The 26,347-nt window shown below is 69.8% G+C and carries 31 protein-coding genes and 2 tRNA genes; 13 read left to right on the forward strand and 20 right to left on the reverse strand.

Annotated elements, in window-relative coordinates:
- Positions 1-5: 5 nt before the first annotated feature.
- Positions 6-434 carry a holo-ACP synthase gene (locus tag ACIO52_RS16040; protein WP_218720884.1) on the forward strand — a complete coding sequence of 143 codons (429 nt, stop codon included), beginning with the start codon at positions 6-8 and terminating at the stop codon, positions 432-434.
- A gap of 111 nt (positions 435-545) precedes the next feature.
- On the opposite strand, the gene ACIO52_RS16045 is transcribed toward ACIO52_RS16040, so the two are convergent.
- The gene (locus tag ACIO52_RS16045; RefSeq protein WP_255588466.1) at positions 546-1,184 is read right to left on the reverse strand and encodes a TetR/AcrR family transcriptional regulator; all 639 of its coding nucleotides are present in this window, start codon (positions 1,182-1,184) and stop codon (positions 546-548) included.
- 313 nt (positions 1,185-1,497) lie between these two features.
- Between ACIO52_RS16045 and ACIO52_RS16050 the strand changes: the two genes are divergently transcribed.
- On the forward strand, positions 1,498-2,733 hold the full coding sequence (locus ACIO52_RS16050; protein ID WP_218720882.1) for a hypothetical protein: 1,236 nt from the start codon (positions 1,498-1,500) through the stop codon (positions 2,731-2,733).
- Positions 2,734-2,797: 64 nt separating this feature from the next.
- On the opposite strand, the gene ACIO52_RS16055 is transcribed toward ACIO52_RS16050, so the two are convergent.
- Together ACIO52_RS16055 and ACIO52_RS16060 are read right to left on the reverse strand one after the other, a co-directional pair.
- Positions 2,798-3,586 carry an ABC transporter permease gene (locus ACIO52_RS16055; RefSeq protein ID WP_402644607.1) on the reverse strand — a complete coding sequence of 263 codons (789 nt, stop codon included), beginning with the start codon at positions 3,584-3,586 and terminating at the stop codon, positions 2,798-2,800.
- 23 nt (positions 3,587-3,609) lie between these two features.
- Positions 3,610-4,569: an ATP-binding cassette domain-containing protein gene (locus tag ACIO52_RS16060; protein ID WP_402644610.1), complete on the reverse strand. Its 960-nt coding sequence runs from the start codon at positions 4,567-4,569 to the stop codon at positions 3,610-3,612.
- 115 nt (positions 4,570-4,684) lie between these two features.
- Here ACIO52_RS16060 and ACIO52_RS16065 point away from each other — a divergent pair, with 115 nt between their 5' ends.
- Complete coding sequence (locus ACIO52_RS16065) at positions 4,685-5,401, forward strand: TetR/AcrR family transcriptional regulator (protein ID WP_255588449.1); 717 nt, start codon at positions 4,685-4,687, stop codon at positions 5,399-5,401.
- Here ACIO52_RS16065 and bcp read toward each other — a convergent pair whose 3' ends face one another.
- On the reverse strand, positions 5,402-5,875 hold the full coding sequence (bcp, locus tag ACIO52_RS16070) for a thioredoxin-dependent thiol peroxidase (protein WP_218720879.1): 474 nt from the start codon (positions 5,873-5,875) through the stop codon (positions 5,402-5,404).
- A gap of 34 nt (positions 5,876-5,909) precedes the next feature.
- Between bcp and ACIO52_RS16075 the strand changes: the two genes are divergently transcribed.
- Positions 5,910-6,182 (forward strand): DUF3618 domain-containing protein, encoded by a 273-nt coding sequence (locus ACIO52_RS16075; RefSeq protein WP_218720878.1) that lies wholly within the window; start codon positions 5,910-5,912, stop codon positions 6,180-6,182.
- A gap of 98 nt (positions 6,183-6,280) precedes the next feature.
- On the opposite strand, the gene ACIO52_RS16080 is transcribed toward ACIO52_RS16075, so the two are convergent.
- Together ACIO52_RS16080 and ACIO52_RS16085 are read right to left on the reverse strand one after the other, a co-directional pair.
- On the reverse strand, positions 6,281-6,577 hold the full coding sequence (locus tag ACIO52_RS16080; RefSeq protein WP_218720877.1) for an excalibur calcium-binding domain-containing protein: 297 nt from the start codon (positions 6,575-6,577) through the stop codon (positions 6,281-6,283).
- A gap of 135 nt (positions 6,578-6,712) precedes the next feature.
- Entirely contained in the window at positions 6,713-7,690 is a 978-nt protein-coding gene (locus ACIO52_RS16085) for a pirin family protein (protein ID WP_218720876.1), read from the reverse strand.
- A gap of 68 nt (positions 7,691-7,758) precedes the next feature.
- On the opposite strand from ACIO52_RS16085, the gene ACIO52_RS16090 reads away from it, so the two are divergent.
- Together ACIO52_RS16090 and ACIO52_RS16095 are read left to right on the forward strand one after the other, a co-directional pair.
- Positions 7,759-8,223, forward strand: a complete 465-nt coding sequence (locus ACIO52_RS16090; RefSeq protein ID WP_308248623.1) for a MarR family transcriptional regulator — start codon at positions 7,759-7,761, stop codon at positions 8,221-8,223.
- A gap of 63 nt (positions 8,224-8,286) precedes the next feature.
- The gene (locus ACIO52_RS16095; protein WP_402644616.1) at positions 8,287-9,087 is read left to right on the forward strand and encodes a hypothetical protein; all 801 of its coding nucleotides are present in this window, start codon (positions 8,287-8,289) and stop codon (positions 9,085-9,087) included.
- A 20-nt stretch (positions 9,088-9,107) separates the two neighbouring features.
- On the opposite strand, the gene ACIO52_RS16100 is transcribed toward ACIO52_RS16095, so the two are convergent.
- Positions 9,108-9,494, reverse strand: coding sequence for a cupin domain-containing protein (locus ACIO52_RS16100; RefSeq protein ID WP_218720873.1), 387 nt, complete (start codon positions 9,492-9,494; stop codon positions 9,108-9,110).
- A gap of 51 nt (positions 9,495-9,545) precedes the next feature.
- Here ACIO52_RS16100 and ACIO52_RS16105 point away from each other — a divergent pair, with 51 nt between their 5' ends.
- Positions 9,546-10,526: a helix-turn-helix domain-containing protein gene (locus tag ACIO52_RS16105; protein ID WP_316573820.1), complete on the forward strand. Its 981-nt coding sequence runs from the start codon at positions 9,546-9,548 to the stop codon at positions 10,524-10,526.
- A gap of 55 nt (positions 10,527-10,581) precedes the next feature.
- Here ACIO52_RS16105 and ACIO52_RS16110 read toward each other — a convergent pair whose 3' ends face one another.
- The 3 genes from ACIO52_RS16110 to ACIO52_RS16120 all read right to left on the reverse strand — a co-directional run bounded on the left by ACIO52_RS16110 (position 10,582) and on the right by ACIO52_RS16120 (position 14,441).
- Positions 10,582-12,216, reverse strand: coding sequence for a SulP family inorganic anion transporter (locus ACIO52_RS16110; protein WP_218720871.1), 1,635 nt, complete (start codon positions 12,214-12,216; stop codon positions 10,582-10,584).
- Positions 12,217-12,218: 2 nt separating this feature from the next.
- The gene (locus ACIO52_RS16115) at positions 12,219-14,021 is read right to left on the reverse strand and encodes a phosphoenolpyruvate carboxykinase (GTP) (RefSeq protein WP_342801834.1); all 1,803 of its coding nucleotides are present in this window, start codon (positions 14,019-14,021) and stop codon (positions 12,219-12,221) included.
- A 108-nt stretch (positions 14,022-14,129) separates the two neighbouring features.
- A complete protein-coding gene (locus tag ACIO52_RS16120) occupies positions 14,130-14,441 on the reverse strand; it encodes a helix-turn-helix transcriptional regulator (protein WP_218720894.1) in 312 nt (103 codons plus the stop codon).
- A gap of 101 nt (positions 14,442-14,542) precedes the next feature.
- Here ACIO52_RS16120 and ACIO52_RS16125 point away from each other — a divergent pair, with 101 nt between their 5' ends.
- Together ACIO52_RS16125 and ACIO52_RS16130 are read left to right on the forward strand one after the other, a co-directional pair.
- Complete coding sequence (locus ACIO52_RS16125) at positions 14,543-15,346, forward strand: alpha/beta fold hydrolase (RefSeq protein ID WP_218720870.1); 804 nt, start codon at positions 14,543-14,545, stop codon at positions 15,344-15,346.
- Positions 15,347-15,365: 19 nt separating this feature from the next.
- Positions 15,366-15,710, forward strand: coding sequence for a zinc ribbon domain-containing protein YjdM (locus ACIO52_RS16130; protein WP_218720869.1), 345 nt, complete (start codon positions 15,366-15,368; stop codon positions 15,708-15,710).
- 24 nt (positions 15,711-15,734) lie between these two features.
- Here ACIO52_RS16130 and ACIO52_RS16135 read toward each other — a convergent pair whose 3' ends face one another.
- Positions 15,735-16,634: a LysR family transcriptional regulator ArgP gene (locus tag ACIO52_RS16135; RefSeq protein ID WP_218720868.1), complete on the reverse strand. Its 900-nt coding sequence runs from the start codon at positions 16,632-16,634 to the stop codon at positions 15,735-15,737.
- A 72-nt stretch (positions 16,635-16,706) separates the two neighbouring features.
- Between ACIO52_RS16135 and ACIO52_RS16140 the strand changes: the two genes are divergently transcribed.
- Positions 16,707-17,327, forward strand: coding sequence for a LysE/ArgO family amino acid transporter (locus ACIO52_RS16140; RefSeq protein WP_316573823.1), 621 nt, complete (start codon positions 16,707-16,709; stop codon positions 17,325-17,327).
- 9 nt (positions 17,328-17,336) lie between these two features.
- Here the strand turns inward: ACIO52_RS16140 and ACIO52_RS16145 are convergent, their stop codons facing one another.
- From ACIO52_RS16145 to ACIO52_RS16155, 3 genes are all read right to left on the reverse strand, one after another.
- Positions 17,337-17,681, reverse strand: coding sequence for a hypothetical protein (locus ACIO52_RS16145; RefSeq protein ID WP_218720867.1), 345 nt, complete (start codon positions 17,679-17,681; stop codon positions 17,337-17,339).
- Between the two features lie 76 nt (positions 17,682-17,757).
- The gene (locus tag ACIO52_RS16150) at positions 17,758-18,387 is read right to left on the reverse strand and encodes a transglycosylase SLT domain-containing protein (protein ID WP_218720866.1); all 630 of its coding nucleotides are present in this window, start codon (positions 18,385-18,387) and stop codon (positions 17,758-17,760) included.
- Positions 18,388-19,010: 623 nt separating this feature from the next.
- Positions 19,011-19,083 (reverse strand) — tRNA-Lys (locus ACIO52_RS16155).
- A 353-nt stretch (positions 19,084-19,436) separates the two neighbouring features.
- Between ACIO52_RS16155 and ACIO52_RS16160 the strand changes: the two genes are divergently transcribed.
- The gene (locus ACIO52_RS16160) at positions 19,437-20,645 is read left to right on the forward strand and encodes an Ig-like domain-containing protein (RefSeq protein ID WP_218720865.1); all 1,209 of its coding nucleotides are present in this window, start codon (positions 19,437-19,439) and stop codon (positions 20,643-20,645) included.
- A gap of 64 nt (positions 20,646-20,709) precedes the next feature.
- On the opposite strand, the gene ACIO52_RS16165 is transcribed toward ACIO52_RS16160, so the two are convergent.
- On the reverse strand, positions 20,710-21,063 hold the full coding sequence (locus tag ACIO52_RS16165) for a hypothetical protein (protein ID WP_218720864.1): 354 nt from the start codon (positions 21,061-21,063) through the stop codon (positions 20,710-20,712).
- A gap of 107 nt (positions 21,064-21,170) precedes the next feature.
- Positions 21,171-21,347 (reverse strand): hypothetical protein, encoded by a 177-nt coding sequence (locus ACIO52_RS16170; RefSeq protein ID WP_218720863.1) that lies wholly within the window; start codon positions 21,345-21,347, stop codon positions 21,171-21,173.
- Positions 21,348-21,372: 25 nt separating this feature from the next.
- Here ACIO52_RS16170 and ACIO52_RS16175 point away from each other — a divergent pair, with 25 nt between their 5' ends.
- Positions 21,373-21,900 (forward strand): CGNR zinc finger domain-containing protein, encoded by a 528-nt coding sequence (locus ACIO52_RS16175; RefSeq protein ID WP_218720862.1) that lies wholly within the window; start codon positions 21,373-21,375, stop codon positions 21,898-21,900.
- A gap of 2 nt (positions 21,901-21,902) precedes the next feature.
- Here the strand turns inward: ACIO52_RS16175 and ACIO52_RS16180 are convergent, their stop codons facing one another.
- The 3 genes from ACIO52_RS16180 to orn form a co-directional block, all read right to left on the reverse strand.
- A complete protein-coding gene (locus ACIO52_RS16180; protein WP_218720861.1) occupies positions 21,903-23,213 on the reverse strand; it encodes an FAD-binding oxidoreductase in 1,311 nt (436 codons plus the stop codon).
- A gap of 122 nt (positions 23,214-23,335) precedes the next feature.
- Positions 23,336-23,408, reverse strand: a tRNA-His gene (locus tag ACIO52_RS16185).
- A 55-nt stretch (positions 23,409-23,463) separates the two neighbouring features.
- Complete coding sequence (gene orn / locus ACIO52_RS16190; protein ID WP_218720860.1) at positions 23,464-24,102, reverse strand: oligoribonuclease; 639 nt, start codon at positions 24,100-24,102, stop codon at positions 23,464-23,466.
- Between the two features lie 101 nt (positions 24,103-24,203).
- Between orn and ACIO52_RS16195 the strand changes: the two genes are divergently transcribed.
- Positions 24,204-25,859: a helicase HerA-like domain-containing protein gene (locus ACIO52_RS16195; RefSeq protein WP_402644627.1), complete on the forward strand. Its 1,656-nt coding sequence runs from the start codon at positions 24,204-24,206 to the stop codon at positions 25,857-25,859.
- Between the two features lie 64 nt (positions 25,860-25,923).
- Here the strand turns inward: ACIO52_RS16195 and ACIO52_RS16200 are convergent, their stop codons facing one another.
- Entirely contained in the window at positions 25,924-26,256 is a 333-nt protein-coding gene (locus ACIO52_RS16200) for a hypothetical protein (protein WP_316573826.1), read from the reverse strand.
- Positions 26,257-26,347: the final 91 nt, after the last annotated feature.

Consider the following 26,347-nt stretch of genomic DNA (forward strand, 5'->3'; position numbering starts at 1 on the left):
GCTTCGTGACGATTCTCGGAATCGGTTTGGACTTGGTGACCATCTCCGAGTTCGCCGAGCAGCTGCAACGGTCGGGGACGACGATGCTCAGGGAGAGCTTCACCGCTGGTGAACGCCGCTACTGCCAGAGCAAGCAGACCGACCCGGCCCGCAGCTTCGCCGCACGCTGGGCCGCGAAGGAGGCGGTGCTCAAGGCTTGGGCATCGTCTCGCTTCGCGCGCAGCCCGCAGATCGGGGACAACCCGTATCCGCTGATCGAGGTCGTGAACGACGCCTGGGGCAGGCCGAGCATCAAGTTGCACGGCCTGGCCGCGGAGTTCCTGCCGCGCGTCCGTGTGCACCTGTCGCTGACCCACGACGGCGACACGGCGGCGGCCATGGTCGTGCTGGAAGACCCGGGCGAACTCGCCGACCTCATCGAGGGTCGGCACTGACCGCGGGCTCACCGCTACCGCTGATCTCGCACGTACACAGGCAACTCGCCGGGAATCCCAGGACCCGGCGAGTTGCCTCGTCACCGGCCCGGTCGCCGACGCCCGCCGCGATCAGCTCTCGGCCGAATCCTCGGGGCGGCGGTCGTGGCGTGATTCCTTTTCCGCCACAAGCAGGTACGCGACCATCAGGCGCTTGAGTTCGGCGACGGCGTCGGCGTTGGACTGCTCGTCCTGCACGGAGAAGTTCAGCATCGAGTAGACGACGTGCACGAGCACCTCGGCCATCATCGTGCGCCGGGCGCGCGGGGTGCGCGGCGTCAGTGGCCGCAGCATCTGCGAGACCACCTCGGCGAATTCCTTCTCGTGCAGCGCGCCCGTCGCCCGGGTGGACGGGGTCGACTGCATGGCCAGCCACACCTCGCGCCGCGAGGGATCGGTGGTCCACAGACCGGCCAGGTGGTCGACGAACTGATTCATGTGCCGCAGCCAGTCCAGTGACGGCACCTCGCCGTGGAAGTCGGCGAGCTCGCGGGAAACCGCAACCAGGTCTTGGCGATTGAGCTCGCAGACGATCACGTACTTGTTGGCGAAGAACTGGTACAGGGTGCCGATCGGCACCTCGGCGCGCTGCGCGACCTCTTCACAGGTGAACGATTCGAAGCCGACCTCGACGAGCAGCTCGCGCGAGGACTGCAGCAGTGCGTCGAACTTGCGCTTGCTGCGCTCCTGGGTCGGCCGCTTGCGCGGCATGAGCTCTTGCGGGTCGTCCTGCAATTCGAGCGCAGGGTCCGGACGGCTCTGCTTGGACCGGGCCTGCGCGTGTACTTCCACCCATCCAGGCTAGCGGTATACACACATCCCCGACACGCGTCTACCGACAGCGTGTCAACAACTGGGCGAAATTCCTCCCATCCATGCCACAGCTGGTGACGAATCATCAGATGAGCGTGCGTGCATCCGCACGCTTATTCGCGGCGATCTCTCGTCGCAACCGACCTACCGCGAAGTGATGGGCCCCGTGCGGTCCCGTCCCGCATCGTTTCGCACAGGGAAGGCAAGACTTGTGGCTGCAGGATCTGTGATCACCCTCGGCGTCAGCACCGAGCGAGGCGCCGTGCACGCGGTGGCCTTCGCCGAATCGGGCGCGACCCTCACCGACCGGATGCTGCTGCGGCGCACGGTCCGGGCGGGCGGGGACAGCAAGGCCGAGGTCGCCGTCGCGGTGCAGACCGCGCTGGACACGATGGCCGCCGAACTCGACGACGAGTACGAGATCGCCGGAGTGGCAGTGAGTTACCGCGATGCCGTCGAGCGGCGCGCGATCGTCACCCGGCTCGCCTCGACGCCGTGGCGCACGGCCTCGCTGGTCTCGGCCAAGTCGGCGCATCTGTTCGTCGCGGGCGCGATGACCTGGCTCGACGAATTCGACAATCTGCTGGTCTACGAGGCCGTGCCGGGTCACCAGGCGATGACCCTGCTCGATCCGGGCAGGCACCGCGTGCTCGCCGCCTCCGCGCAGACCGGCGCGCCCACGCCCGACGCCCTGCGCGCCGGGGTGACGGCGGCCTGGGATCAGTTCGAGGCGGCCGGGGTGCGGCCGGGCGCGGTGGTGCTGGTCGGCTCCACCGCCGACGCGCCCGCCGTGCGCGAGGCGGTCGCCGGGTTCGGCGTGCCGGTGCTGCCGTGCCGGCTCGCGCCGTTCGCCCCGGCCGCCGGTGCCGCGCTGGTCGCGCTCGGCGATTCCGTCGACGTCCCGGTGGCGGCGGCGCCGCATTCCAAGCGGGGCACCGCGATGGTCGCGGCGGCCGCCAGTCTGCTGGCCGGTGGGCTGGTCGCGGGCGGCTCGTACGCGGTGATGAACGGGGGACCGCAGGCGGTGGACAACACCGCGGTGTCCTCGGAGCCCGGTGCGGATCCGGTCGCGCCGGTCGTTTCCCCGGTGCCCGAGGCCGGTGCCGTCGCCGACACCGGCTCGGGCCAGAGCGGCACCTCGGGCGGGGTGAATTCCGGCAGTGGGCTGCAGGTGAGCCCGGCCGGGGAACCGACCGGCGGCTCGCCCTACGACACGGTGTCGCCGAATCCCCAGCTGATCGACCCGGCGCAGTTCCCGCTGGGATACCCGACCCAGCTCTACGGCGATGCGCCGCAGGACGAACCGCTGCCGCTGGAACCCGCCGCGCCGGTCGTCCCGCAGACGCCGGCCGCCGCGCCGAGCCTGCCCGGCACGGGCATCCCGATGGGTATGCAGCCCGCGCAGGCTCCGGTGCCGGCGGGCCCACACTCGGCCTCGGCCGACTAGGTCGCCGGGCGGACAGCGAAGAAGAGGGGCCGCGCGATACCTCGCGCGGCCCCTCGCTCGTCGGTCAGTCGCTGGTCCGGCGGCGGAACAGCACACCGGCGGCGAGATACCCGGCGATCGCGATGCCTGCGCACCACAGGACGGCCGCCAGGGCGCTGTCGCCGATCGGTGTGCCCATCAGCAGGCCGCGCATCGTCTCGATGACCGGGGTCACCGGCTGGTGCTCGGCGAAGGTGTGCAGCCAGGTCGGCATCGTCTCGGTCGGGACGAACGCGCTGCTCACGTACGGCAGGAACATGAAGAAGAAGGTGAAGCCGTTGGCCGCCTCCGGGTTCCGGGCGAGCAGACCCAGCGCCGCGGCGAGCCAGGACAGCGCGAAGACGAACATCGCCAGCACGCCGAGGACGCCGAGCCAGCGCAGCGGATCGGTGGTCGGCCGGAAACCGAGCGCCACCGCCACCCCGATCACGACGGCGGAGGTGAGCAGATTGCGGAGCACGCTCTCGGCCACGTGCCCGGTGAGCACCGCCGACCGGGCGATGGCCATGGTGCGGAACCGGTCGATGATGCCCTCGGCCAGATCGGTCGACAGGGCGACCGCCGTGGTCGATGCCCCGAAGCCCGCGCACAGCAGGATGATTCCGGGCACCACGTAGTCGATGTAGGGGCCGGGGCCCGCGTCCATCGCGCCGCCGAAGACGTAGACGAACATCAGCAGGATCATCACCGGCAGCGCGATGGTCATGATCATGGTGTCGGGGGAGCGCACGGTGTGCCGGATATTGCGGTCCAGCATGGTGATCGAGTCCTGGGCGGTGTGCACGGCCCGCAGGGTGGGGGAGACGGTGGTCATGGTGGGTCTCGTTTCGTGGGGGTTCAGGCGGCCGACGCGGCCGGGTGGGCGCGACCGGTCAGGGCGAAGAAGACGTCGTCGAGGTCGGGGGTGTGCACGCTGAGCTGGTCGATCGCGATGCCGAGCTCGGCGAAACGGTCGAGCAGCCGCTTGATCTCGACCGCGCTGCCGTCCGAAGGCACCTGGAGGGTCAGCTGCTCGGGGTCGAGGTGGCCCGCCTGGTCGCCGACGGCGTGCGCGGCGGCCGCGAGCAGGCGCTGGTCGGCGAAGCGGAACCGGATGTGCCCGCCGGGGACGAGCCGTTTGAGTGCGTCCGGTGTGCCGTCGGCGACGATGTGCCCGCCGTCGAGCACGGCGATCCGGTCGGCCAGCTGATCGGCTTCCTCCAGGTACTGCGTGGTGAGGAAGACGGTGGTGCCCTCGGCCGCGAGGTCGCGGATCGCGGCCCAGAGGTCGCGGCGGCTGCGCGGGTCCAGGCCGGTGGTCGGTTCGTCCAGGAAGACCAGGCGCGGTCTGCCCATCAGGCTCATGGCGAGGTCGAGCCTGCGGCGCATGCCGCCGGAGTAGGCCGAGACCGGCCGGTCGGCGGCGTCGGCGAGGTCGAAGCGGTCGAGCAGCTCGGCGCCGCGGCGCCGGGTCTCGGTGGCGCCCAGGTGCAGCAGCCTGCCGGTGAGCCGCAGGTTCTCGGCGCCGGTGAGCACGCCGTCGACGGCCGCGTACTGCCCGGTGACGCCGATCAGGCCGCGCACGGTGGCGGCCTCGCGCACGGCGTCGTGCCCGAAGACGCGCACGTCGCCGTGTTCGGGCCGGATCAGGGTGGCCAGGATGCGGACCAGGGTCGTCTTGCCCGCCCCGTTGGGTCCGAGCAGCGCGAAAACGGTACCGGGTGCCACCTCGAGATCGAGGTCGTCGAGCACGGCCTGGGCACCGAAGGTCTTGCGCAGCCCGTGTACCGCGACGGCGGGCGATGGGTCGAGCGTCATGAGTTCTCTCCGATCGAGAAACTGTTTATGTGATAAACATAGTTTATAGAGTAAGCAGTTATTGAGCACAAGAGCGGCACCGCTAGAGTCGACGCGAGCGGAGGAGGAAGAGCGGATGACGGACGCGGCGCTACCGAAGGCGGTCGAGCTGATGTGGGGGCTGGAGCAGCCCGGTACGCGCGGCCCCCGGCGCACGCTGACCCTCGACCAGATCCTGGACGCCGCCGTCGCGGTGGCCGACGCGGAGGGGTACGCGGCGCTGTCGATGGGCCGGGTCGCCAAGCAGCTCGGCTTCACGGCCATGTCGCTGTATCGCTATGTCGACAGCAAGAACACGCTGGAGGACCTGCTGCTGGACCGGGTGGTCGGCGCGCCGCCGGTCATCGCGGCAGGCACGCCGTGGCGGGCCGGGCTCGAGCAATGGGCGAGCGCGGAGTTCGAGCGGATCGGCACGCATCCGTGGTGGGTGGACATCCCGCTGAACCGGCCACCGCTGGGGCCCAACAACATGGCCTGGCTCGACGCCGGTCTGCGGCTGCTGAGCGAGACGGCGGTGCCCGAGCCGGTCAAGCTCCAGCTGGTGATGAACCTGTCGATGTTCGTGGTGGGCAAGCGGCGGGCCGTGCGCGACCTGCAGACGGAGGAGGACGGCGACTTCGCCTCGGTACTGGCGCGGGTGCTCGACCCCCAGCGCTTTCCCTCGGTGACCGCCGCGCTGTCCGCCTCCGCCTTCGACGACGACGATATCGACTGGAGCAAAGCCGATTTCGAGTTCGGGCTGGCCCGCCTGCTCGACGGCTACGAGGTGTTCATCGGCACCTTCGGTGACTAGCTACACCGACAGGTCGCGGCGCAGCTTGGCGACGTGGCCGGTGGCGCGGACGTTGTACTGGGCGAGTTCGATCTTGCCCTTTTCGTCGACCAGGAAGGTCGAGCGGATGACGCCGGTGACGGTCTTGCCGTACATCATCTTCTCGCCGAACGCGCCCCACTCCTTCAGCACGTCGCGCTCGGGGTCCGACAGCAGTGGGAAGGTCAGGCCCTCGGCGTCGCGGAACTTGGCCAGCTTGGCGGGCTTGTCCGGCGAGATGCCGATGACGTCGATGCCCGCGCCGCCGAGCTCGGCCAGGTTGTCGCGGAAATCGCAGGCCTGCTTGGTGCAGCCGGGAGTGCTGGCGGCCGGGTAGAAGTAGACGATCACCTTGCGGCCGCGGTAGTCCGACAGCGACACGTCCGTGCCGTCGGCGTCGGGCAGCGTGAAATCGGGGGCGGTGTCTCCGGGGGAGAGGCGATGGTTGTCGGTCACCACCGCACGGTAACCGACCGGGTGCGACGAACGCATGGATAGACTCGTCGGCGAGCAGCAGACAATATTGGAGGTGACGGTGGCCAAGGACGACACCGACCGGATCGAGCGCGAGATCGAGATCGCGCGCGCCCGGTTGGCGACGACGCTCGACGAACTGGCGGTGCGCGCCGATCCGCAGCGGATCGCGGACGACACCAAGGCGATCGTGGTCGCCAAGTTGAACGAGCCGAAGGTCAAATACACGCTGATCGGCGCAGGTGCCCTGGTGGCAGGCTTGCTGCTGGTCAAGATCTTTCGCCGCTGAGTAAGCGTTGAACACAGAAACCCCCGATGCGGCACCGGCCACATCGGGGGTTTCTTCTGTGAGGCAACAGCCCCACCACGCGGCGCAAGCCGCCGAGACTACTGCGTGGGGCAGGCCAGCCCGTCACCGTCGGGGTCGAGGTGGGGGGAGTAGCCCGCTTCGCCGCGGAACAGCGGGGCGCGACCGGCGGCGATCGCGTCGTCGCAGCTACGGAAGGCGCCACCGGCCGAGCCGGACTGGACCAGGTTGGCCGAGCCGGTCGCGCCGAGGAGCGAGTCGAAGCTGGAGGAGCCGGTGCCCGCGGAACCCGACACCACGTCGGCGTGGGCGGCGGGGACGGCGAGCAGGGTCAGACCTGCGGCGGCGAGGCTCACGGTGAGCCGGCGAACGTTCATGAATTCCTCGATGTCTGCTGCGGTTCGGTTGTGGGCCCGGACACTTCGCACCCCGGGCGGCCCCGTCAACCTTCGTGACGGGGCGTCCGGTTGTCAACCGCGTGGCGTCTGCGGATCGTCTGCCGCCGGGACCGCCTACTCGCCCAGACGTCGTCCGGTCAGGTGCTCGGCGGGCACGGTGCCCATCCGGCCTGCCTGGAAATCCTCCATGGCCTCGATGATCTCCTCCCTGGTGTTCATGACGAACGGCCCGTACTGGATCACCGGTTCGCGCAACGGCCTTCCGCCGAGCAGCAGGACCTCGAGATCGCCGGTGCTGCTGTGCTGGGTGCGATCGGCGGTGAGGGTGATGGCGTCGCCCTTGCCGAAGACCACGAGCTGACCGGCGCCGATCGGCCTGTGCTCGACGCCGACGGTGCCGCTGCCGGACAGCACGTAGGCCAGCGCGGTGTAGTCCTTGGGCCACGGCGTCTCGAGCTGGGCGCCGGGTACCAGCGAGGCGTGCGCGTAGGCGATGGGGGTGTAGGTGGAGCCGGGACCGGTGAAGCCGGCGAGGTCACCGGCGATGACGCGCACGAGCGCGCCGCCGTCGTGCGAGCTGACCAGGGTCAGCTCACTCGCGCGCAGGTCCTGGTAGCGCGGGGTGGCGAACTTGTTCGCCCGCGGCAGGTTCACCCACAGCTGGATGCCGTGGAAGGTGCCGCCGGAGATGACGAGCTTCTCCTCGGGCAGTTCGTCGTGCAGCATGCCCGAGCCCGCGGTCATCCACTGCGTGTCGCCTTCGCTGATGACGCCGCCGCCGCCCTGCGAATCGTGGTGGACCATGGTGCCGTCGAGCATGTAGGTGACGGTCTCGAAGCCGCGATGCGGATGCCAGGGCGCGCCCTTGGCCTCGTAGGGCTCGTAGGCGACGGGGCCCATCTGGTCGAGCAGGATGAACGGGTCGGCCGAGCGCAGGTCGACGCTGGGGAAGGGGCGGGTCACCTCGAAGCCCGCGCCTTCGCGCTGACGCGCGGCGGTGACGATCTGGCGGACGGGTCGCTGGGTCTCGGTGACATCGGGTCGGGGCAGCCGGGGCAGCACCATGATGTCGTCGACGGTGATTGCGGGCATGGGATGCGCCTCCTGGTCCATACGTGCTTTGTTTCCATGTCAACCAAATGGGTTCTAGGATAATTCCCGTGACTCGATGGTTGACCGAGGAAGAGCAGCAGACCTGGCAGGCCTACATCCGCATGCGTCAGCGCTTGGACGCGGCGATCGCGGCCGGCCTGGCCGAGCACGGGCTGTCGATGGCCGACTACGAGCTGATGGTGCCGCTGTCGGCCACGCCGAACGGCTGCATGCGGGCCAAGGAACTCGCGGGCGAGGTGTGCTGGGACAAGTCCCGGCTGTCCAAGCAGCTGGCGCGGATGGCGGCGCGCGGGCTCGTCGACCGCAGGCCCGCCGAGGACGACGCGCGCGGGATCGTCGTCTCGCTGACCGAGGAGGGGCGCGCGGTGCTCGGCCGGGCCGCGCCCGAGCACGTCGAGCTGGTGCGCGAGGTGTTCGTCGACCGGCTCAGCGAGGGCGAGAGCGACGCGCTCCGCTCGCTCTCGGCGAAGGTGGTCGGGGCGAGCGACGCCCGAACAGCCTTGCCCGGTTAACGAATTCGCGCGCCCGGTCGATGGACAACTCGAAGGTCGGGTTCGTCGAACTCAGGGGTGGCTATGACTGTTCGAGCAGGGGTTGCCGGTGCGCTGGGCGCGGCGCTGACCATCGTCCTCGCCGGGTGTTCGTCGTCGGAGATCGCCACCCCGACTCCGACCCAGGTCACCGGGCAACCGGCCACGTCCGGTGTGACGCCGGGCCAGACCACCGAGCCGGTGACGCCGGGCGCGACGACCGGCCCCGGACCGCCGACTACCGCGAGCCCGGCCACATCCACTCCGACCAGCGCGGCGACCGGTGTCGTCTCGGTCGTCGCGGTCACCGCCGCCGGTCAGCCCGCTGACGGCTTCACCGTCGTCAGCCCCGATCCGTACGGCACGCTGGACTGCCGATACGCCGAACCGAGCCGCTCGGGGAACACCCCGGGTATCTACTCCGGCTGCGGCGCCGCCGCCGACTCGGCCGATGTCTGCTGGGCTCCGCCCGGCAACACCACCCTGCTCTGCGCGAGCGACCCCTGGCAGCGCACGCTGCGCCGCTACACGGTGACGCCGCAGCTCGGCGCGGTCGGCCGCATCGAATCGCCCGAACCGTGGGCGCTGGAACTGGCCGACGGCAGGCACTGCCGCATCCGCGTCGGCGGCGCCTGGGGCGGTCGCTCCGACGGCCTGGTCGGCGCGTACTCCTGCGACGGTGGCCACGACGTGGTGCTCCAGCCCGCGAACGCGCGCACCGCGGTCGACACGTCGTCGAGCACCTGGACGGTGCGGGTCGGCCCGCTCGGTTCGGGCAACCCCGACTTCCCGCCCCCGCCGCAGGTCGCCGTGCGGACCGCGTACTTCGCCGCCACCGCGGGCTGACCACGTCGGCGGCCCGCGGTTCAGCTCAGCGCGGTCCCGGTGGTGGCGGTGATGTGGTCGGGGATCTCGCCTGTGTGGTCGCCGGTGCTCAGGGTCCCCGCGGGCTCGAACAGGAGCAGGGTCGCGCCCGCCACGGACGAGGGCCGGTGGTCGACCCCGCGCGGCACGACGTAGGTGTCGTTGCGGTGCAGGGTGACTCGCCGGTCCGGCCCGCGCAGGTCGATGTCGAGGGTGCCGTCGAGGACGAGGAAGAACTCGTCGGTGTCGTGGTGGGCGTGCCAGAGGTGCTCGCCGCGCACCTTGGCCAGGCGCACATCCCAGTCGTTGACCCGGGCCAGGATGCGGGGGCTCCACAGGGCGTCGAAGGTGGCGAGCGCGGCGTCGATATTCATCGGTCGATCGGTCATGCCTCATGGTCGCGGTTGCGGTACCGCGCCGAACAGTGCGATGAATGACGCATGTCGCAAGATTTCTCGCACCCGGGTCTGCACCGGATCGCGGCGCTCGTCGACGAGGGGTCCAACCCGTTCGAACTCGCCTGTATGACCGAGGTCTTCGGCATCGACCGCCCCGAGATCGGTGGTCTGCTCTACGACTTCCGGCTCTGCGCGCACGGGCGCGAGGTGCCGATGCGGCAGAACTTCTTCACCATGACCGGTCTGGCCGAGCTGTCCCTGCTCGACGCCGCCGACACCGTGATCGTCCCGAACCGCCCGGACACCGGCACACCACGGGACCCGGCCGTACTCGCGGCGATCGCTCGCGCGCATGCCAGGGGCGCCCGGCTGGTCGGCATGTGCAGCGGGGCGTTCACCCTCGCCGAGGCCGGAGTACTGGCCGGGCGCACCGTCACCCTGCATTGGCAGTGGGCCGCCGAGTTCCGGCGCCGTTTCCCCGACACCGAGGTCGACGACGCCGTGCTGTTCATCGACGACGGCGACGTCCTCACCTCGGCCGGCAGCGCGGCGGCCTTGGACCTGGCGCTGTATCTGGTCGGTCGTGATCACGGGACCGCGATCGCGACCGCGGTCGCGCGCCGCCTGGTCTTCGCCGCGCACCGCCGCGGCGGCCAGCGTCAGTTCATCGACCGTCCGGTGCCGCGCGACCCCGGCCCGTCCCTGGCTTCGACGGTGGAGTGGGCCGAACATCATGCGACCGAACCGATCACGGTCACCGATCTCGCGGCCCACGCGTGCGTGAGCGTGGCCACCCTGCACCGGCGCTTCCGCGCCGAACTCGGCTGTACCCCGTTGTCCTGGCTCACCGCCCGCCGCCTCGACCACGCGCGGCGCCTCCTCGAAGCGAGCGACCTCACCGTCGAACAGGTCGCCACCGCGAGCGGCCTCGGCACCGCGGTGAACCTGCGCACCCACCTCGCCGCCGCCACCGGCCTCACCCCGACCGCGTACCGCGCACAGTTCCGCACCCGTTCCGCGTGATTCGCGGGTCGCCCGGCGGCACAGCCGGTTCAGCGCCGGTCGGCGCGGTGGACGCTCACGGGGTTCGGTGGGTGGGCAGGAAGCGGCGGGCGTAGGTGATGGCGGTCCCGGTGTCGGGGAAGACGGCGTCGTCGCCGCCGGCCGGGAGGGCGTCCATGGCCGCCAGGCGGGTGCGGTGGTCTTCGCGCAGACCGGACATCAGGACGGTGATGTGGCGGTGCTGGAGTTTGGTGACGGCGTCGGCCAAGACCAGGGCGCCGGTGGTGTCGAGGGCGGTGACGCGCGACATCCGCAGGATCACCACCCGCACGTCGGCGACTTCGGACAGCTCCAGCAGGAAGCGGTGGGCGGCGGCGAAGAACAGCGGGCCCTCGATGCGGTAGGCGACGATGTGGTCGCGCAGCAGGTCGTGTTCCTCGCCGAGGTGATCGCTGTCGTCCAGTGGGACCTGGTGCAGGCTCGCCTCGCGGGCCACCGCGCGCACCGCGAGCACGAGCGCGAAACCGATACCGATCACCACTGCCGTGACCAGGTCGAACGCCACGGTGACGAGGAAGGTCACCAGCATCACGATCGCGTCGCCCCGCGAGGCGCGCGCGATCGCGGCCAGCGACGCGGTCTCCACCATCCGCACGGTCGTCGCCAGCAGCACCCCGGCCAGCGCCGCGATCGGGATGTCGGCGACGAGCCCGGCCGCCAGGTAGACGATGCCCGCCAGGATCGCCGCGTGCGTCAGCGCCGCCAGCCGGGTGCGCGCCCCCGAGCGCACGTTGACCGCGGTGCGGGCGATCGCACCGGTCGCGGGCACGCCGCCGAACAGCGGCGCGGCGATATTCGCCAGTCCCTGGCCGAACAGTTCCCGGTCCGGGTCGTGGCGGGTCCCGACGGCCATGGCATCGGCCGCGGTGGCCGACAGCAGGGATTCGAGCGCGGCCAGCGTGGCGACGGCGAGCGCGGGCAACAGCAGCGTGGTCAGTTCGTCGGCGTGCACAAAACTCAGCGAGGGTGCGGGCAGCCCGGCCGGGATCGCTCCGATCCGGGCCAGATCCAGGTCGAACACGGTACCGACGACCGTCGCCACCGCGACGGCGACCAGCGCGAACGGCAGCTTGGGCAGAAACCGCCCGCCGATCAGGATCACGACCGCCACCACCAGCGCGGTCACCGGCGCGGTCGCGTTCGGGTGCTCGACGAACCGTCGCACGGCGTCGATGGCCGACTGCCAGACCTTCTCGCCCTCGGCTCCGGACACCCCCAGCGCGCCCGGAAACTGTTGCAGCGCGATCACCACCGCGATGCCCGCGGTGAAACCCTCGATCACCGGAGCCGGCATGAACCGCACCGCGCGGCCGACACCGGCGAAGGCCAGTGCCACCAGCAGCACACCCGCCATCAGCCCGACGGTCAGCACCCCGGACGCGCCGTGCTCGTGCACGATCGGCACCAGCACCACGGTCATCGCACCGGTCGGCCCCGACACCTGGAAGCGCGAGCCGCCGAAGACGGCAGCCAGCGCGCCGGCCACGATCGCCGTCGCCAGACCGGCGGCGGCGCCGAGCCCGGAACTGATGCCGAATCCCAGCGCCAGCGGCAGAGCCACCAGCGCCACGATCAGCCCCGCCATCAGATCCGTGCCCGGCGCCAGGAAGGCGGGCTTCCACTCCGACCAGGTCGGCAGCAGTGCCCGCATGGTCAGCGGTTGCCGAGCAGGCGCAACTTCAGTGCCGCCAGCTGCTCGCGCAGTTCGTCGGGTAACCGGTTGCCGCCGATGCGGGCGAACCATTCGTCGATGGACCGGGTCTCGGTGACCCACTCCGCGGCGTCGACGACCAGCGCCTTCTCGACCAGCGCGCGGTCGGCCTCGTCAAGCCCGGACAGGTCCAGCGCGTCGGCGGTCGGCACGTAGCCGATCGGCGTCCACTGCGCGTCGGCGGTGCCGTCGAGGCGTTCCAGCGCCCACTTCAGCACGCGCACGTTGTCGCCGAAGCCGGGCCACAGGAAGGTCCCGTCGGCATCACGCCGGAACCAGTTGACCTGGAAGATCTTCGGCAGCTTGGCGGCGTCGGCCGCGGCGCCGAGCCGCAGCCAGTGCGCGAAGTAGTCGCCCACGTGATAGCCGAGGAATGGCAGCATCGCCATCGGATCGCGGCGGACGAGGCCGACCGCCCCGGTGGCCGCCGCGGTGGTCTCCGAGGACAGCACCGACGCGGTGAACACGCCGTGCGCCCAGTCGAAGGTCTCGGCGATCAGCGGCACGGTGCTCGCGCGGCGCCCGCCGAAGAAGATCGCCGAGATCGGCACGCCGGTCGGGTCGTTCCACTCCGGCGCCACCGACGGGCACTGCTCGATCGGGGTGCAGTAGCGCGAATTCGGGTGCGCGGCAGGGGTTCCGGATTCGGGCGTCCAGTCGTTGCCGCGCCAGTCGGTGAGGTGGGCGGGCGGCTGCTTCGTCAGTCCTTCCCACCACACGTCGCCCTGATCGGTGAGCGCGGTGTTGGTGAAGAGGGAGTTGCCGCGGTCGATGGTGGCGATCGCGTTGGGATTGGTGCGCGCGCCGGTGCCGGGCGCGACGCCGAAGAACCCGGCCTCCGGGTTGACCGCGTACAGCCTGCCGTCGGCGCCGAAGCGCATCCAGGCGATGTCGTCACCGATGGTCTCGGCCTGCCAGCCGGGTAGCGCGGGTTCCAGCATCGCCAGATTGGTCTTGCCGCAGGAGGACGGGAACGCCGCGGCCACATAGTGCGTGCGGCCCTGCGGTGAGGTGAGTTTGAGGATGAGCATGTGCTCGGCCAGCCAGCCCTCGTCGCGCCCGATGACCGAGGCGATCCGCAGCGCGAAGCACTTCTTGCCCAGCAGCGCGTTGCCGCCGTAGCCGGAGCCGTAGCTCCAGATGGTGCGCGATTCGGGGAAGTGCGCGATGTATTTGGTGCTGTCGCACGGCCACGGCACGTCGGCCTGGCCCGCACCGAGCGGCGCTCCGACCGAATGCAGGCACTGGACGAAGTCGGTGTCGCCGGTGAGTTTTTCCCAGACCGGCGTGCCCGAGCGGGTCATGATCTGCATCGACACCGCCACATACGGTGAGTCGGTGATCTGCACACCGAACTTCGGTTCGGCGGCGTCGAGCGGGCCCATGCAGAAGCCGATGACATACATCGTGCGACCTGTCATCGCGCCGCGGTAGTGCTCGGTCATGACGGTGCGCATGTCGACGGGATCGACCCAGTTGTTGGTCGGGCCGGCGTCGGCGGGGTCGGCGGAGCAGATGAAGGTGCGGTCCTCGACACGGGCGACGTCGTCCGGGTCGGAGACGCACCAGAAGGAGTTGGGCTTGCCGGTGAGCCGGACGAAGGTGCCCTTCTCGACGAGTTCGTCGGTCAGCCGATCCCATTCGTCGCGGGACCCGTCGCACCAGACCACGCGGTCGGGCGTGGCCAGGTCGGCGATCTCGTCGACCCAGCGCAGGATGGCCGGGTGGTCGGTGGGAACCGTCATCGGCGCGGAGCTCGCGGTCACGGGTGTTCTCCTTGTCAACTTGCTAGGTGTCTAATTTAGAAAATGTGCAATCAGTGGGTGAAGGTGGCCCGGTGGGGAGCGGGTGGGTCAGGCCACGGTGGACTCGGGGTTCTCGAGGAGTTCCGCCTGCCCGGCGACTACGCCGGTCAGGATCGCGCGAGCCACGATCAGCAGCTCCTTCACGCGCGGCGAGGTGAGTTCGTAGGTCACCGACAGTCCCTCGCGTCGCGCGGTTACCAGGCCGGCCCGGCGCAGGATGGCCAGCTGCTGAGACAGGTTCGCCGCCTCGACGCCGACCTCGGGCAGCATCTCCGAGACCGCGTGTTCGCGCTCGCTGAGCAACTCCAGCACCCGGATACGGACCGGATGGCCGAGGGTTTTGAAGAAGTCGGCCTTCATCTGGTACAGCGGCCTGCTCAATCCTGGCACCGTGGTGAACCCCGTCCTGCCGTGGCGGTATGGTGTTTTCTAACTTTAGCAAACAGGCTAACAGGAGAAATATGCCCCTCGCCTCGCTCAACGGCATCCAGCTCAACTACGACGTCACCGGGTCCGGGCCGCTGGTCCTGCTCGTGATGGGCAGCGGCAGCCCCGGCCGGGTCTGGCGAACGTATCAGGTGCCCGCCCTGGTCGGGGCAGGCTTTCGGGTCGTCACGGTCGACAATCGGGGGATCGCGCCGTCCTCGGAGTCGGCGGCGGGGATCACCATGGCCGATCTGGTCGGCGATACCGCCGCCCTGATCGAGCACCTGGGCGCACCCGCGCACGTGGTCGGGACGTCGATGGGGTCGCGGGTGGTGGCCGAGCTCGCGCTGGCCCGTCCCGAACTGCTGGGCAAGGCCGTCATGTTCGCGGCCACCGCGCGGCCGCACCCGGTGTCGAGCACCCTCAACCGCGGCGAACAGGCGTTGTTCGACAAGGGGATCGCGCTGCCCCCGGAGTACGCGGCCGCGGTCAAGGCGATGCTGAACCTGTCCCCGCACACCCTGGCCGACCCGGCCAAGGCGCAGGAGTGGCTCGACATCTTCGAATTCACCTCGGGCAAGGGCACTCCCGGCACCCGCGCCCAGCTGGGGATGGACCGCTCCCAGGACCGCCGCGAGGCCTACCGGGGGATCACCGTGCCCAGCCTGGTCGTCGGATTCGCCGACGACCAGATGGTGCCCGCGCGGTTCTGCCGCGAGGTCGCCGAGGCTATCCCCGGCGCCCGCTATGCCGAGATCGAACGGTGCGGGCACTACGGCTACCTCGAACAGCCCGACGAGATCAACCGGGTCCTCGTCGAATTCCTCTCCGCCGCTTGATCTCCCCGAAGGAATACCGATGAGCGATTCGCTGCCGCCCTGTCCCGCCTGTTCCTGCGAATACACCTACGAGCTCGGCGCCCTGCTGGTGTGCCCGGAGTGTGCCAACGAGTGGTCGCCCGCCGGTGCCGACGACGCCGGTGCCGACGTGATCCGCGACGCCGTCGGCAATGTGCTCGCCGACGGCGACACCGTGACGGTGGTCAAGACCCTCAAGGTCAAAGGCAGTCCGACCGGCATCAAGGCGGGCACCAAGGTGCGCAACATCCGCCTGGTGCAGGGCGTCGGTGATCACGACATCGACTGCAAGGTAGACGGCATCGGACCGATGCAATTGAAGTCCAGTGTGGTGAAGAAGGTCTGACGAGGGCCACGTGACGGTTCGAGATCACCGCACCGGCTGGATCAGCTTGTCCGCGGCGGCCGCCACGATGGCCGCCGCGGTCTTGCCCAGCGCGGGGGAGTCGAGCTTCCACTGCTGCCAGTAGAGCGGGACGTCGATGTGGGCACGGCCGTCGATATTGACGAGTGTGCCCTCGGCCCTCTCCTTTTCGGTCTGCAGGTCGGGCAGCATGCCCCAGCCCATGCCCAGGCGCACCGCGTCGCCGAAGGCGTTCGACGACGGCACGAAATGCATCGGCGGGTCGATCGGCAGGGTCGACCGGCGGCCGACGTGGCGGAACTGGAGATCGTCCTTGCGGTCGAACTGGATCATCGGCACGTGCGCGTACGAGCCGGGGCGCGCGCCGTCGGGGAACCAGTCCGCGACGAAATCCGGCGTCGCCAGCGACTGGTAGCGCATGGCGCCGAGCGCGACGACCTTGCAGCCCTGGACGGGCGTCGCGGTCGAGGTGATCGCCGCCATCACGGTGCCGTCGCGCAGCAGTCGCGTGGTGTGTTCCTCGTCCTCGCGATGCAGTTCGAAGCAGATCTGGTCGCCCACCCTCGCCAGGGCGGGCATCACCCAGGTCTCCAGCGAATCGGCGTTGACGGCGATCGGGATCCGCGCCGGCCGCCCGGCGGGCCGGTCGACGTCGCCGAGCTCGCGGGCGGTGTCGGCGGCGAGCAGTTCCACCTGCCGGGCCAAGCGCAGCACCGCGAGCCCGGATTCGGTGGCGCGCACCGGTTTCGAGCGCTGCACCAGGATGCGGCCCGCGGCTTCCTCGAGCGCCTTGATCCGCTGGCTGATCGCCGACGGGGTGACGGTCAACCGCCGCGCCGCCGCCTCGAAGGTGCCCTCGGTGAGCACCGCGTCGAGCGCGCGCAACTGGTCCAGCTGCAGATCCATGTAAGAAATTCTAATGGTAGTGAAGAATCATTAGCTGGCCTGAAAATTGATGCCCTCTTAACGTCGAACGACGTGACGGCATCCTCCGCGGCACTGGCCGCCCTCTCCGGATTGGGCTTCGGGCTCTCCCTCATCGTGGCGATCGGCGCGCAGAACGCGTTCGTGCTGCGCCAGGGCGTGCGCGGGCAGCATGTGCTGCCGGTGATCGCGGTCTGCGCCGTGTCCGACATCGTGCTGATCGCGGCCGGGGTCGCGGGCTTCGGGACCGTCGTCGAGGCGGTGCCGGCGGTGCTCACGGTGGCCAGGTACGCGGGGGCGGCGTTCCTGTTCGGCTACGCGGTGCTGGCGGCGCGGCGGGCGCTGAGTTCGTCGGCGCTGATCGCCGACGCGGCGGGCGCCTCGGTGGCCGTGGGTGCCTCGGTCCTCACCTGTCTGGCTCTGACCTGGCTCAACCCGCACGTGTACCTGGACACCGTGGTGCTGCTCGGCTCCTTCGCGAGCACCTACGCGAGCCCGGACCGCTGGTTCCTGGCCGGGGGAGCGATGCTCGCCAGCATCGGCTGGTTCCTGGCGCTGGGATACGGCGCGCGCCGCCTCGGGCCGCTGTTCGCGCGGCCGATCGCGTGGCGGGTGCTCGATTCGGTGATCGCGGTGATCATGGTCGCGCTCGCGATCGGTCTCGTCGTGTCCTGACGGCGCGGCTCAGGACCCCGTCGTCCACGGGGTGACGGGCGGCTTCACCCACAGCAGCTTCTCGTCGGCGTTGGCGCGGACCGCGGCGGCGTGCCCGGGATTGCGGGCCGCCCACGCGTCCTTCTGCTCGAGCAGGTCGGCGACCACCTGCCAGGTCTCGCCGGTGCTCGGCGGATTGGTGTCGGCGGCCCTGGCCAGCTTGCGCAGGGTGGCCGCGGGCAGGGCGAGCAGCTCGGCACCGCGGATATCGCGGTCCCAGAGGTAGGCGGCCAGCCTGCGGGCCTTGGCGACGCGGCTCGCGGTGGCCGCGTCGGAATGCGCGTGATCGGGTGCCTGATCGGCGCTGTCTGGCACGGGGGCGATTCTACGACGAACGCCCGCGCTCCGGTCGGGCGATGACCGGGGCACGGGCGTTGATCCGTCAGGTGGCTCAGTAGGCGCTGTTGACGTTGTCCATCGAGCCGTAGCGGTGCGCCGCGTAGTTGCAGGCCGCCACGATGTTGGACACCGGGTTCCAGACGTCGAAGGGGGTGCCCTCGACGTGGTACGCGGCGAAGGTCGGGTCGATCACCTGGAGCAGGCCCTTGGAAGGGATGCCCATCGCGGCGTTGGAGTCCCACAGGTTGATCGCCTGGGGGTTACCGGTCGACTCGCGCATGATGTTGCGGTGGATGCCCTCGTAGGTGCCGGGGATGCCCTTGGCGGCCATGATGTCGAGGGCCTGGCGGATCCAGCCGTCCAGGTTGTCCGGGTACACGGGGGGAGCCGGCTCGGGCATCGGGGCCGGGGCGGCCTCGGGAGCGGGCGCGGGGGCCGGAGCGGCCTCCGGCGCGGGGGCCGGGGCGGGGATCGCCTGGATGGCGGGGGCGGCGCCGACGGCGGGGATGCTCTCCGCCTGCTCGACGACCATGGCAGCACGCTCGGGAACGCTGTCGTCGGCGAAGGAGACGGCGGAGGACGCGGCTACGGCGACCAGACCGACCGCGGCGACCGCCACGGTGAACGCCTCACGGCGCGAACGACGGCCGATAACGGTGCTGAGCTTGTCTTTGTTGAGCATTGCTGTTCTGTTCCTTCATCTCTGTCTGGCGACCGCAGGCCCCGGTGGGGAGGCGCGGTGGATCGCGCAGCGCACGCAGCGGCGCACGCCGGTCAGGCGATGTGTTGTTTCTGTCTGTATGGGAATGTGCGACGCTGTCAGGAGGTCGGACGCTCGATGGCGGTCCGCGCGTCGCACGGTGCTCCACAGCTGGCTGCGGGGAGACCACGCGCTGTTCGGTTCTCGTGCTCTTCGAAGTTGGATACTCCGGGGCTAACCAAACCGCAGGTCTGTTTGTGACCTGATTGCAGAATGGTCACGGTGGGTTAACAGAAGGTGAACGAGACCTGAACGGCAAACGCTGCCGATCTTGGTCGGTTCCCTGCGCAGTTGCGGAATCGTTATCTACGCAGGGAGTTTGCCGCCTCGAAAGATGTGCCGCGCGTCACAGAAAAAGTTTGCGGAAATCGGGTTTGGCGAGCGTTTGCGCAGCTCCAGCCTGTCCGGATCGTGACTGCTGTGATGTGATGGGCCGCTGTCCATGGCGGTTCGATAACGACCTCGTGACCGTTATCGGACAGACGACCGGACGTAGAAAGACCGCATCCCGGCAGTTTCGGTAACTGCCGGGATGCGGTCTGTTGTGCGCCATCAGGGACTCGAACCCCGAACCCGCTGATTAAGAGTCAGCTGCTCTGCCAATTGAGCTAATGGCGCTTGGTTTGCTCGGACCGCGACTCTGGGAGAGAACCTCTCGGTGTCTCCCTCGGCCCCGCTCTCCGGTGCGGAACAAACATTAACAGGCTTCGGGCCGGAAAGTGAAATCGGGCTCTGACCAGCAACAATGCGGCACTCTTCGGGTTGTTAACGGCGGAGGCCCCGCGGCGTATCTAACGATTGTGACTTGGTCGTGTCGCGGGGGCTTTCCCGTTGGTGGCGACCGGGCGGGCTGGCAGAATGGCGGGACGACGATCTCGACCGCCCCCGTCGACGCGGATGGCACGAGCGATAGGCGTCGATGGGATCTGCGGCGCACACAGTTATTGCGTCGGTACGGAAACGGGGTTGACATGGGTAAGACTCGGGGGCGACATCGGTCGCTGCGGACGATCGTTCCGGTGGCGTTGCTGGCGGTCTTCGCGCTCGGCGCGTCCGCTTGCTCGGCGGCTGAGGGCGCGGGGGTCGAGGTGGCGATCGACCGCAACCCGATCACCGAACTCATCAAGCCGAAGCTGGTGTCCACGATCAAGGACGGGCAGGTCGGCGTCTCGCCCGGTATGCCGATGGCCTTCCAGGTCGAGGACGGCAAGTTCACCGAGGTCACGCTCACGAACAAGGAGGGGCGCCCGGTCGCGGGCCAGCTGGCCGCCGACGGCCGTTCCTGGGCGACCAGTGAGGTGCTCGGCTACGGCAAGACCTACAAGCTGACGGCCTCCGCGATGGGTCTGGGCGGCGTGAACTCGACGACGCTCAGCTTCACCACGAGCTCGCCGAACAGCCAGACCAAGCCGTACCTGCTCCCCGGCGAGGGCGAGGTGGTCGGCATCGGTCAGCCGGTGGCCATCCAGTTCGACGAGAACATCCCCGATCGCCGGGCCGCGCAGGACGCCATCAAGATCACCACCGAGCCCGCGGTCGAGGGCGCCTTCTACTGGGTGAACAACCGCGAAGTGCGCTGGCGCCCAGAGCATTTCTGGGCACCGGGCACCAAGGTGACGATCGATGTGAACGTCTACGGCAAGGACCTCGGCAAGGGGCTGTACGGCCAGGACAACATCCACTCGTTCTTCACCGTGGGCGACGCGCAGATCTTCACCGCCGACGACAACACCCACCAGGTGACGGTGGAACGCAACGGTCAGGTGATCATGACCATGCCGACCTCGATGGGTAAGGACTCCACGCCCACCGACAACGGCATCTACATCGTCAGCGACCGGCACGAGAAGATCATCATGGACTCCTCGACCTACGGCGTCTCGGTGAACTCGCCGGACGGCTACCGCACCCCGGTCGACTACGCGACGCGAATCTCCTACAGCGGCATCTTCTTCCACTCCGCGCCGTGGTCGGTGGGGCAGCAGGGCTACTCCAACGCCAGCCACGGCTGCCTGAACCTCAGCCCGGCCAACGCCCGCTGGGTGTACGAGAACGCCAAGCGTGGTGACATCACCATCGTGAAGAACACCGTCGGCGGCACCCTGTCCGGTGTCGACGGTCTCGGGGACTGGAACATCCCGTGGCCGGAATGGAAGGCGGGCAACGCCGACGTCGCCTGATCCGCGCGAAAAGCGAAGGGCCACCGGAGGTTTCCGGTGGCCCTTCGTGCGTGAACGGGGTGGTTCAGGCGGGTGTCGGCAGGTCGGCGCAGTCCATCATCGCCTCGCCGGCGACGGCCAGCGCGCTGCCGAGCGCTCCGCAGAGGATGCGGCCGCCGAACAGCAGCCGGTCGAGGTTGGGCAGGCCGGCCGAGCCGGTGCCGGAAGAGCCGGTGGTCTCGACGCCGGTGGTGGAGCCGCTCTGCGCCGACCCCGACTCGGGCTTGTCGCTGGGCAGGCCGAAATCGCCGGTGGCCGTCGGCGCGGCGGCGACATACGGGGACAGGGGCAGGCCGGGCGACTCGGCCGCCGCGGTCCCCGCGATCGGGCCGAGCGCGGTGGCGGCCGCGAAGGCCGCGACGACGGTGGAACGCTTCATCAAGTGGTCTTTCCGGTCGAACGCTGACGAGAGATGCCCCACATCTGGGCAGTGGTCCAGAGTGTAGCGGGCAAACGTGATGTTCGTCATGGCGCTGCCCGGAGTCGCTAGGCGGTCGCTGCGAGCCCGTCGTCGTTGCCGCGCAGTTCGCCGGAGATGCTGACGCCGGGATCGCCGACGACGACCCGGCGCGCGCCGCAGCGGCACCGCTGATAGGCGACGAGACCCTCGCTGGTGCGGTGGCAGGACTCGATCCGCCAGGTGTGGGTGGGATGGCTGGTCATGCTTCGAGTCTGATGTAATGGCATTGTGCATTACAACCATTACGGACGAGAGCCGGTGCAGCTCGGGGTCGACCTGCTCAACCGGCCGTGTGACAGCGCGGCCGAACTGGGGCGACGCTGCGCGGCGGCCGGACTGGTGCTGTCCACGCCGCCCACCGACGCCGATCTGACGTCCGTGACGGCGTTTCTGACGCGCTGGCGCCGCGTGGTCGAGTGCGTCGATCCCGCCGACCGCGCCGCGCTGCTGAACACCTTGCTGGGCGAGTACGCCGCCGCGCCCCGGCTGACCGACCATGCCGGCGACGGCTGGCACCTGCATTTCCGCGACCCCGGCGTCGCCACCGACCGGCAGATCGCGGCGCTCATCACCGTCGGCACCGCGCTGCATCTGACCGGGCTCGGCATGGACCGCCTCGGCGGCTGCGCCGCGCAGGACTGCGCGCGCGTGTACGCCGACACCTCACGCAACGGACGGCAGCGCTTCTGCAGCCCGGCATGCGCGAACCGCTCGGCGGTCCGCAGGCACCGGGCGAGCCGCGCCGCCGCCCGCTAGCGTCACGCCAGGACCGGGAAATTGGCCCGCAGCACCTGATGCGGGTCACGGTCGCGCTTGATCCGGCGCAGCCGGGCCAGCGTCGCCTCGTCGAACGCCGCGCTCGCCGACTCGCCGGGCGCGAGGAAGGTGTAGGGCTTGGCGCCGGTGCGGTGCGGGCCGAGCTGGTCGAGGATCGCGGCGAACCCGGCGGTGACGTCGTCGACCAGGTGCGGCAGGCCCAGCCCGAGGAGATAGAGCGCGTACGGCTCGGTGACCGGTCCGCGCGCGCCGTCGTGCGGAGCGGCCTCGGCGAGTGCTCCGCCGAGGCCGCGGATCTGGATATTGAGCAGGGGCGCCACCGGTGCGTCGACGAGGGTCTTCACCACCGCGTCGCCGAGATCGGTGAGCAGTTCGCCCCGCGAGAGCGAGGGGCTCGGATCGGTCGGCTCGGCGGTGATGGTGCCGAGCTGGTCGGCCGTCATCGCCGCCCTGGTGTCGGCGAGCGCGCCCGGCAGCGCGTCGAGGCCGCGAGTCAGCGCGCGGCCGTCGGCAGGCTCGCCGAGGTAGGCGAAGTCGATGGCGACCGTGGGCGCCGCGCCCGGCAGTTGATAGCGCTGCAGCCACACCGACAGTTCCGGGGGCGCGTCGGTGGTGAGCGCGGTGAACAGCGCGAACGCCTCGTGGGTGCGCTCGGCCGACCAGCTCACCCGGCCGCCGTAGAGCCGGGGCAGCTCGACGAGATCGAACTCGAGCGCGGTGACGATCGCGAAGTCGCCACCGCCGCCGCGCAGCGCCCAGAACAGGTCGGGGTCGGATTCGGCGTCGACCAGGCCGCGCACGCCCTCGGCGTCGACGATGTCGAACGCGCGGACCGCGTTCGACGCCCAGCCGTGCGCACGGGCCAGCCAGCCGAACCCGCCGCCCAGGGTGTACCCCGTCACGCCGACGACGGGATTGCTGCCCGCCAGGCCCGACAGTCCGTGCGCCGCCGCGGCGGCCTGCACGCGGCCCCACTGGGCGCCGCACCCGACCCGGGCCCGTCGCCGCACCGGGTCGATCGCGATGTCGTCGAGCGCGCCGGTGCGCAGGAGGACGGCGTCGTCGATGTCGCCGGTGGCACCGTGGCCGGTCGGCTGGGTCACCACCGTGCGGCCCGCGCGCCGGGCCCAGCCGACCGTGGCGGCGATGTCCTCGGCGTCGGTGGCCGTGACGACGGCGCCGACCGATTGGGTCACCGCCACGTTCCACGGCCGGGCGGCCTGCTCGAAGCCCGCGTCACCCGGCAGCAGCACGGCGCCCCGGACGGTGCCGCGCAGTTCGTCGATTCCCATGGTCGAATTCCTCAGTTCTCTCGGTGGTCCACCGAGACGACGACGGTGCGGCGGGGACTGTGACAGGGGATACCGGAAAACGCGGAAAGCCCGGTCCTCGCGGACCGGGCTTTCCTTCTCGGGGTGAGTGACGGGACTCGAACCCGCGACAGCCAGGATCACAACCTGGTGCTCTACCAACTGAACTACACTCACCATCACCGGTGAATCACCGGCGCCGTAGATACTAGCGTGTTTCGGGCGTCAGGCCCTAATCCGCTGGTCGGGGGCTTGATCCGGTGACATCGATGGCCTCGGTGACCGCTTCGGCGACGGCCGCGATCTCGGTGGTGGACGGGCCGGGCAGCGGCACGAACGCGGTGCGGCGGTAGTACTCGAGCTCGCGGATGGATTCCTTGATGTCGGCCAGGGCGCGGTGTGCCAGACCCTTCTCCGGCTGCCCGAAGTAGATGCGCGGGTACCAGCGGCGGCACAGTTCCTTGATCGAGCTCACGTCGACCATCCGGTAGTGCAGGTGCTCGTCGAGTTCGGGCATGTCGCGCGCGATGAAGCCACGGTCGGTGGCGATCGAGTTGCCGCACAGCGGCACCGTGCGCGCGGTGGGCGCGTACTGGCGGATGTAGTCGAGTACCTCGGCCTGGGCCTGCTCGAGGGTCACGGTCGAGCGCCGAACCTCTTCGGTGAGACCGGATTTCGCGTGCATCTCGGCGACGACCGGTGGCATGCAGGCCAGCGCGGCGTCGTCGGCGTGGATGACGATGTCGACACCGTCACCGAGAATGTTCAGGTCGCTGTCGGTCACGAGCGCGGCGATCTCGATCAGCTTGTCGCTGTCGAGACGGAGCCCCGTCATCTCGCAATCCATCCAGACCAAGAGTTTGTCTGACACCTGAGCCACCCTAACGGGCGATACAGTTTGCTTGGAATTCCCCGCAGACGTTTCGAGCATTTCTTGCGTACGGCAGTTGTGACCAAACGGAGGACGCGCGAATGACCACCCCCCAGGAAAAGGCGGCAGCGGCACGCAAGGCGGCCGAGGAGGCGGCGCGGGTCGCCGCGGAGGCGGCCGCGGCCGCGGAGGCGGCCGAGCGGGAAGCCGCCGCGTCCAGTGCCGAACCGGCGCAGGCGGCGTCCGGTGCGGCGGCGGAGATCGCGGCGGGTTACGCCTTCGACGGACCCGCGCTCGAGCTCGGCACGGTGATGGTCGACGGTGTGACCGATCCCGCTGCGCGCGTGCGCATTCCGCTGCGGATGATGAACCGCCACGGCCTGGTCGCCGGCGCCACCGGCACCGGTAAGACCAAGACGCTGCAGGGCATCGCCGAACAGCTGTCCCGGGCGGGCGTTCCCGTGGTGATGGCCGACGTCAAGGGCGACCTGTCGGGGCTGAGCGAACCGGGCCAGGACAACGACAAGATCAAGGCGCGGGCCGCCGAAACCGGTGCCGCCGACTGGGCGCCGAGCGGGTTTCCCACCGAGTTCGTCTCGCTCGGCACCGGGGGCATCGGCGTGCCGATCCGGGCGACCATCTCCTCGTTCGGCCCGATCCTGCTCAGCAAGGTGCTCGGTCTCAACGACACCCAGGAATCCACGCTCGGCCTGATCTTCCACTGGGCCGACCAGCGCGGCCTGGCGCTGCTGGATCTGAAGGACCTGCGCGCGGTGATCACCCATCTGACCAGTCCCGAGGGCAAGGACGACCTCAAGGGCATCGGCGGTGTCTCGGCGCAGACGGCGGGGGTGATCCTGCGGTCGCTGGTGAATCTGGAAGCCGAGGGCGGCGACACGTTCTTCGGCGAGCCCGAACTCGATCCCGCCGATCTGCTGCGCACCGCGGGCGGGCAGGGCGTGATCACGCTGTTCGAACTCGGTCAGCAGGCGGCGCGACCGGTGCTGTTCTCCACCTTTCTGATGTGGGTGCTCGCCGATCTGTTCCAGACGCTGCCCGAGGTGGGTGACGTCGACAAGCCCAAGCTGGTCTTCATCTTCGACGAGGCGCACCTGCTGTTCGCCGAGGCGTCCAAGGCGTTCCTGCAGCAGGTGGAGCAGACGGTGAAGCTGATCCGGTCCAAGGGCGTCGGGGTGTTCTTCTGCACCCAGCTGCCCACCGACATCCCGAATCCGGTGCTGTCCCAGCTCGGCGCGCGCATCCAGCACGCGTTGCGCGCGTTCACCCCCGACGATCAGAAGGCGCTGTCGAAGACGGTGCGCACCTACCCCAAGTCGACGGTGTACGACCTGGAGGAGGCGCTGACCTCGCTGGGCACCGGTGAGGCCGTGGTCACGGTGCTCTCGGAGAAGGGCGCGCCGACCCCGGTGGCCTGGACCAAGATCGTGCCGCCGCGCTCGCTGATGGACACCATCGGTGACGAGACGATCAAGTCCAAGGCGCTGTCGAGTCCCCTGCAGGGCAAGTACGGACAGAGCATCGACCGTGAATCGGCCTACGAGATGCTGCTGGCCAGCGTGGCCGCCGCCGATCCGGCCCCGCCCGCGCCGCAGGCGCCGGGCCGGGCGCGGCCGGAGGAGGATTCGGCGGCCGAGCGGATCATGAAGAATCCGGCGGTGAAGAGTTTCCTGCGGTCAGCGGCCAGCGCGGCTGGTCGGGAGATCAGCCGCAGTATCTTCGGTACCCGGCGCCGGTAGCGGGGCGCCGGCCGTCGCACGGTCGGCGGTCGGTTCCGGCCGTGCGATGTGGGAGCGATGCGGCTCAGCTGCTGCCGAACCATCCCCAGGGGAACCCATTGTTGTGGCCGCCACCGCGACCGCGGTCGCAGTAGTCCCAATTGCGGTCGTTCCAGTGGTTGCGGCCGTACCAGTCGTTGTCACAGCGGTGGCCGCGGTCGCGGTCGCAGTAGTCCCCGTGGCGGTTGTTCCAGTCGTCGCAGCGCGGATACTCGGTCAGCGCCACGCCTGCGGTGGTGGCGGGTGCGGCGATGACGGGTGCCGCCACCGCCGGCGCAAAGGTGAGGGTCGCACCTGCTACCGCGAGACCAAGGAACAGTCGGCGAATGCCTGGCTGATGTTTCGTGTCGGTCTTCATGGCTGCCTCTTCCGGTGCACTGGTCACCGGACGAGCACACCGTGGGTCGGTTTTGTTCGATTTCCCCGACATGTCTGATCCTAGGCGTGGG

Origin of the sequence: Nocardia sp. NPDC087230 (assembly GCF_044744725.1) — a bacterium.
Taxonomy (GTDB): Bacteria; Actinomycetota; Actinomycetes; order Mycobacteriales; family Mycobacteriaceae; genus Nocardia; species Nocardia canadensis.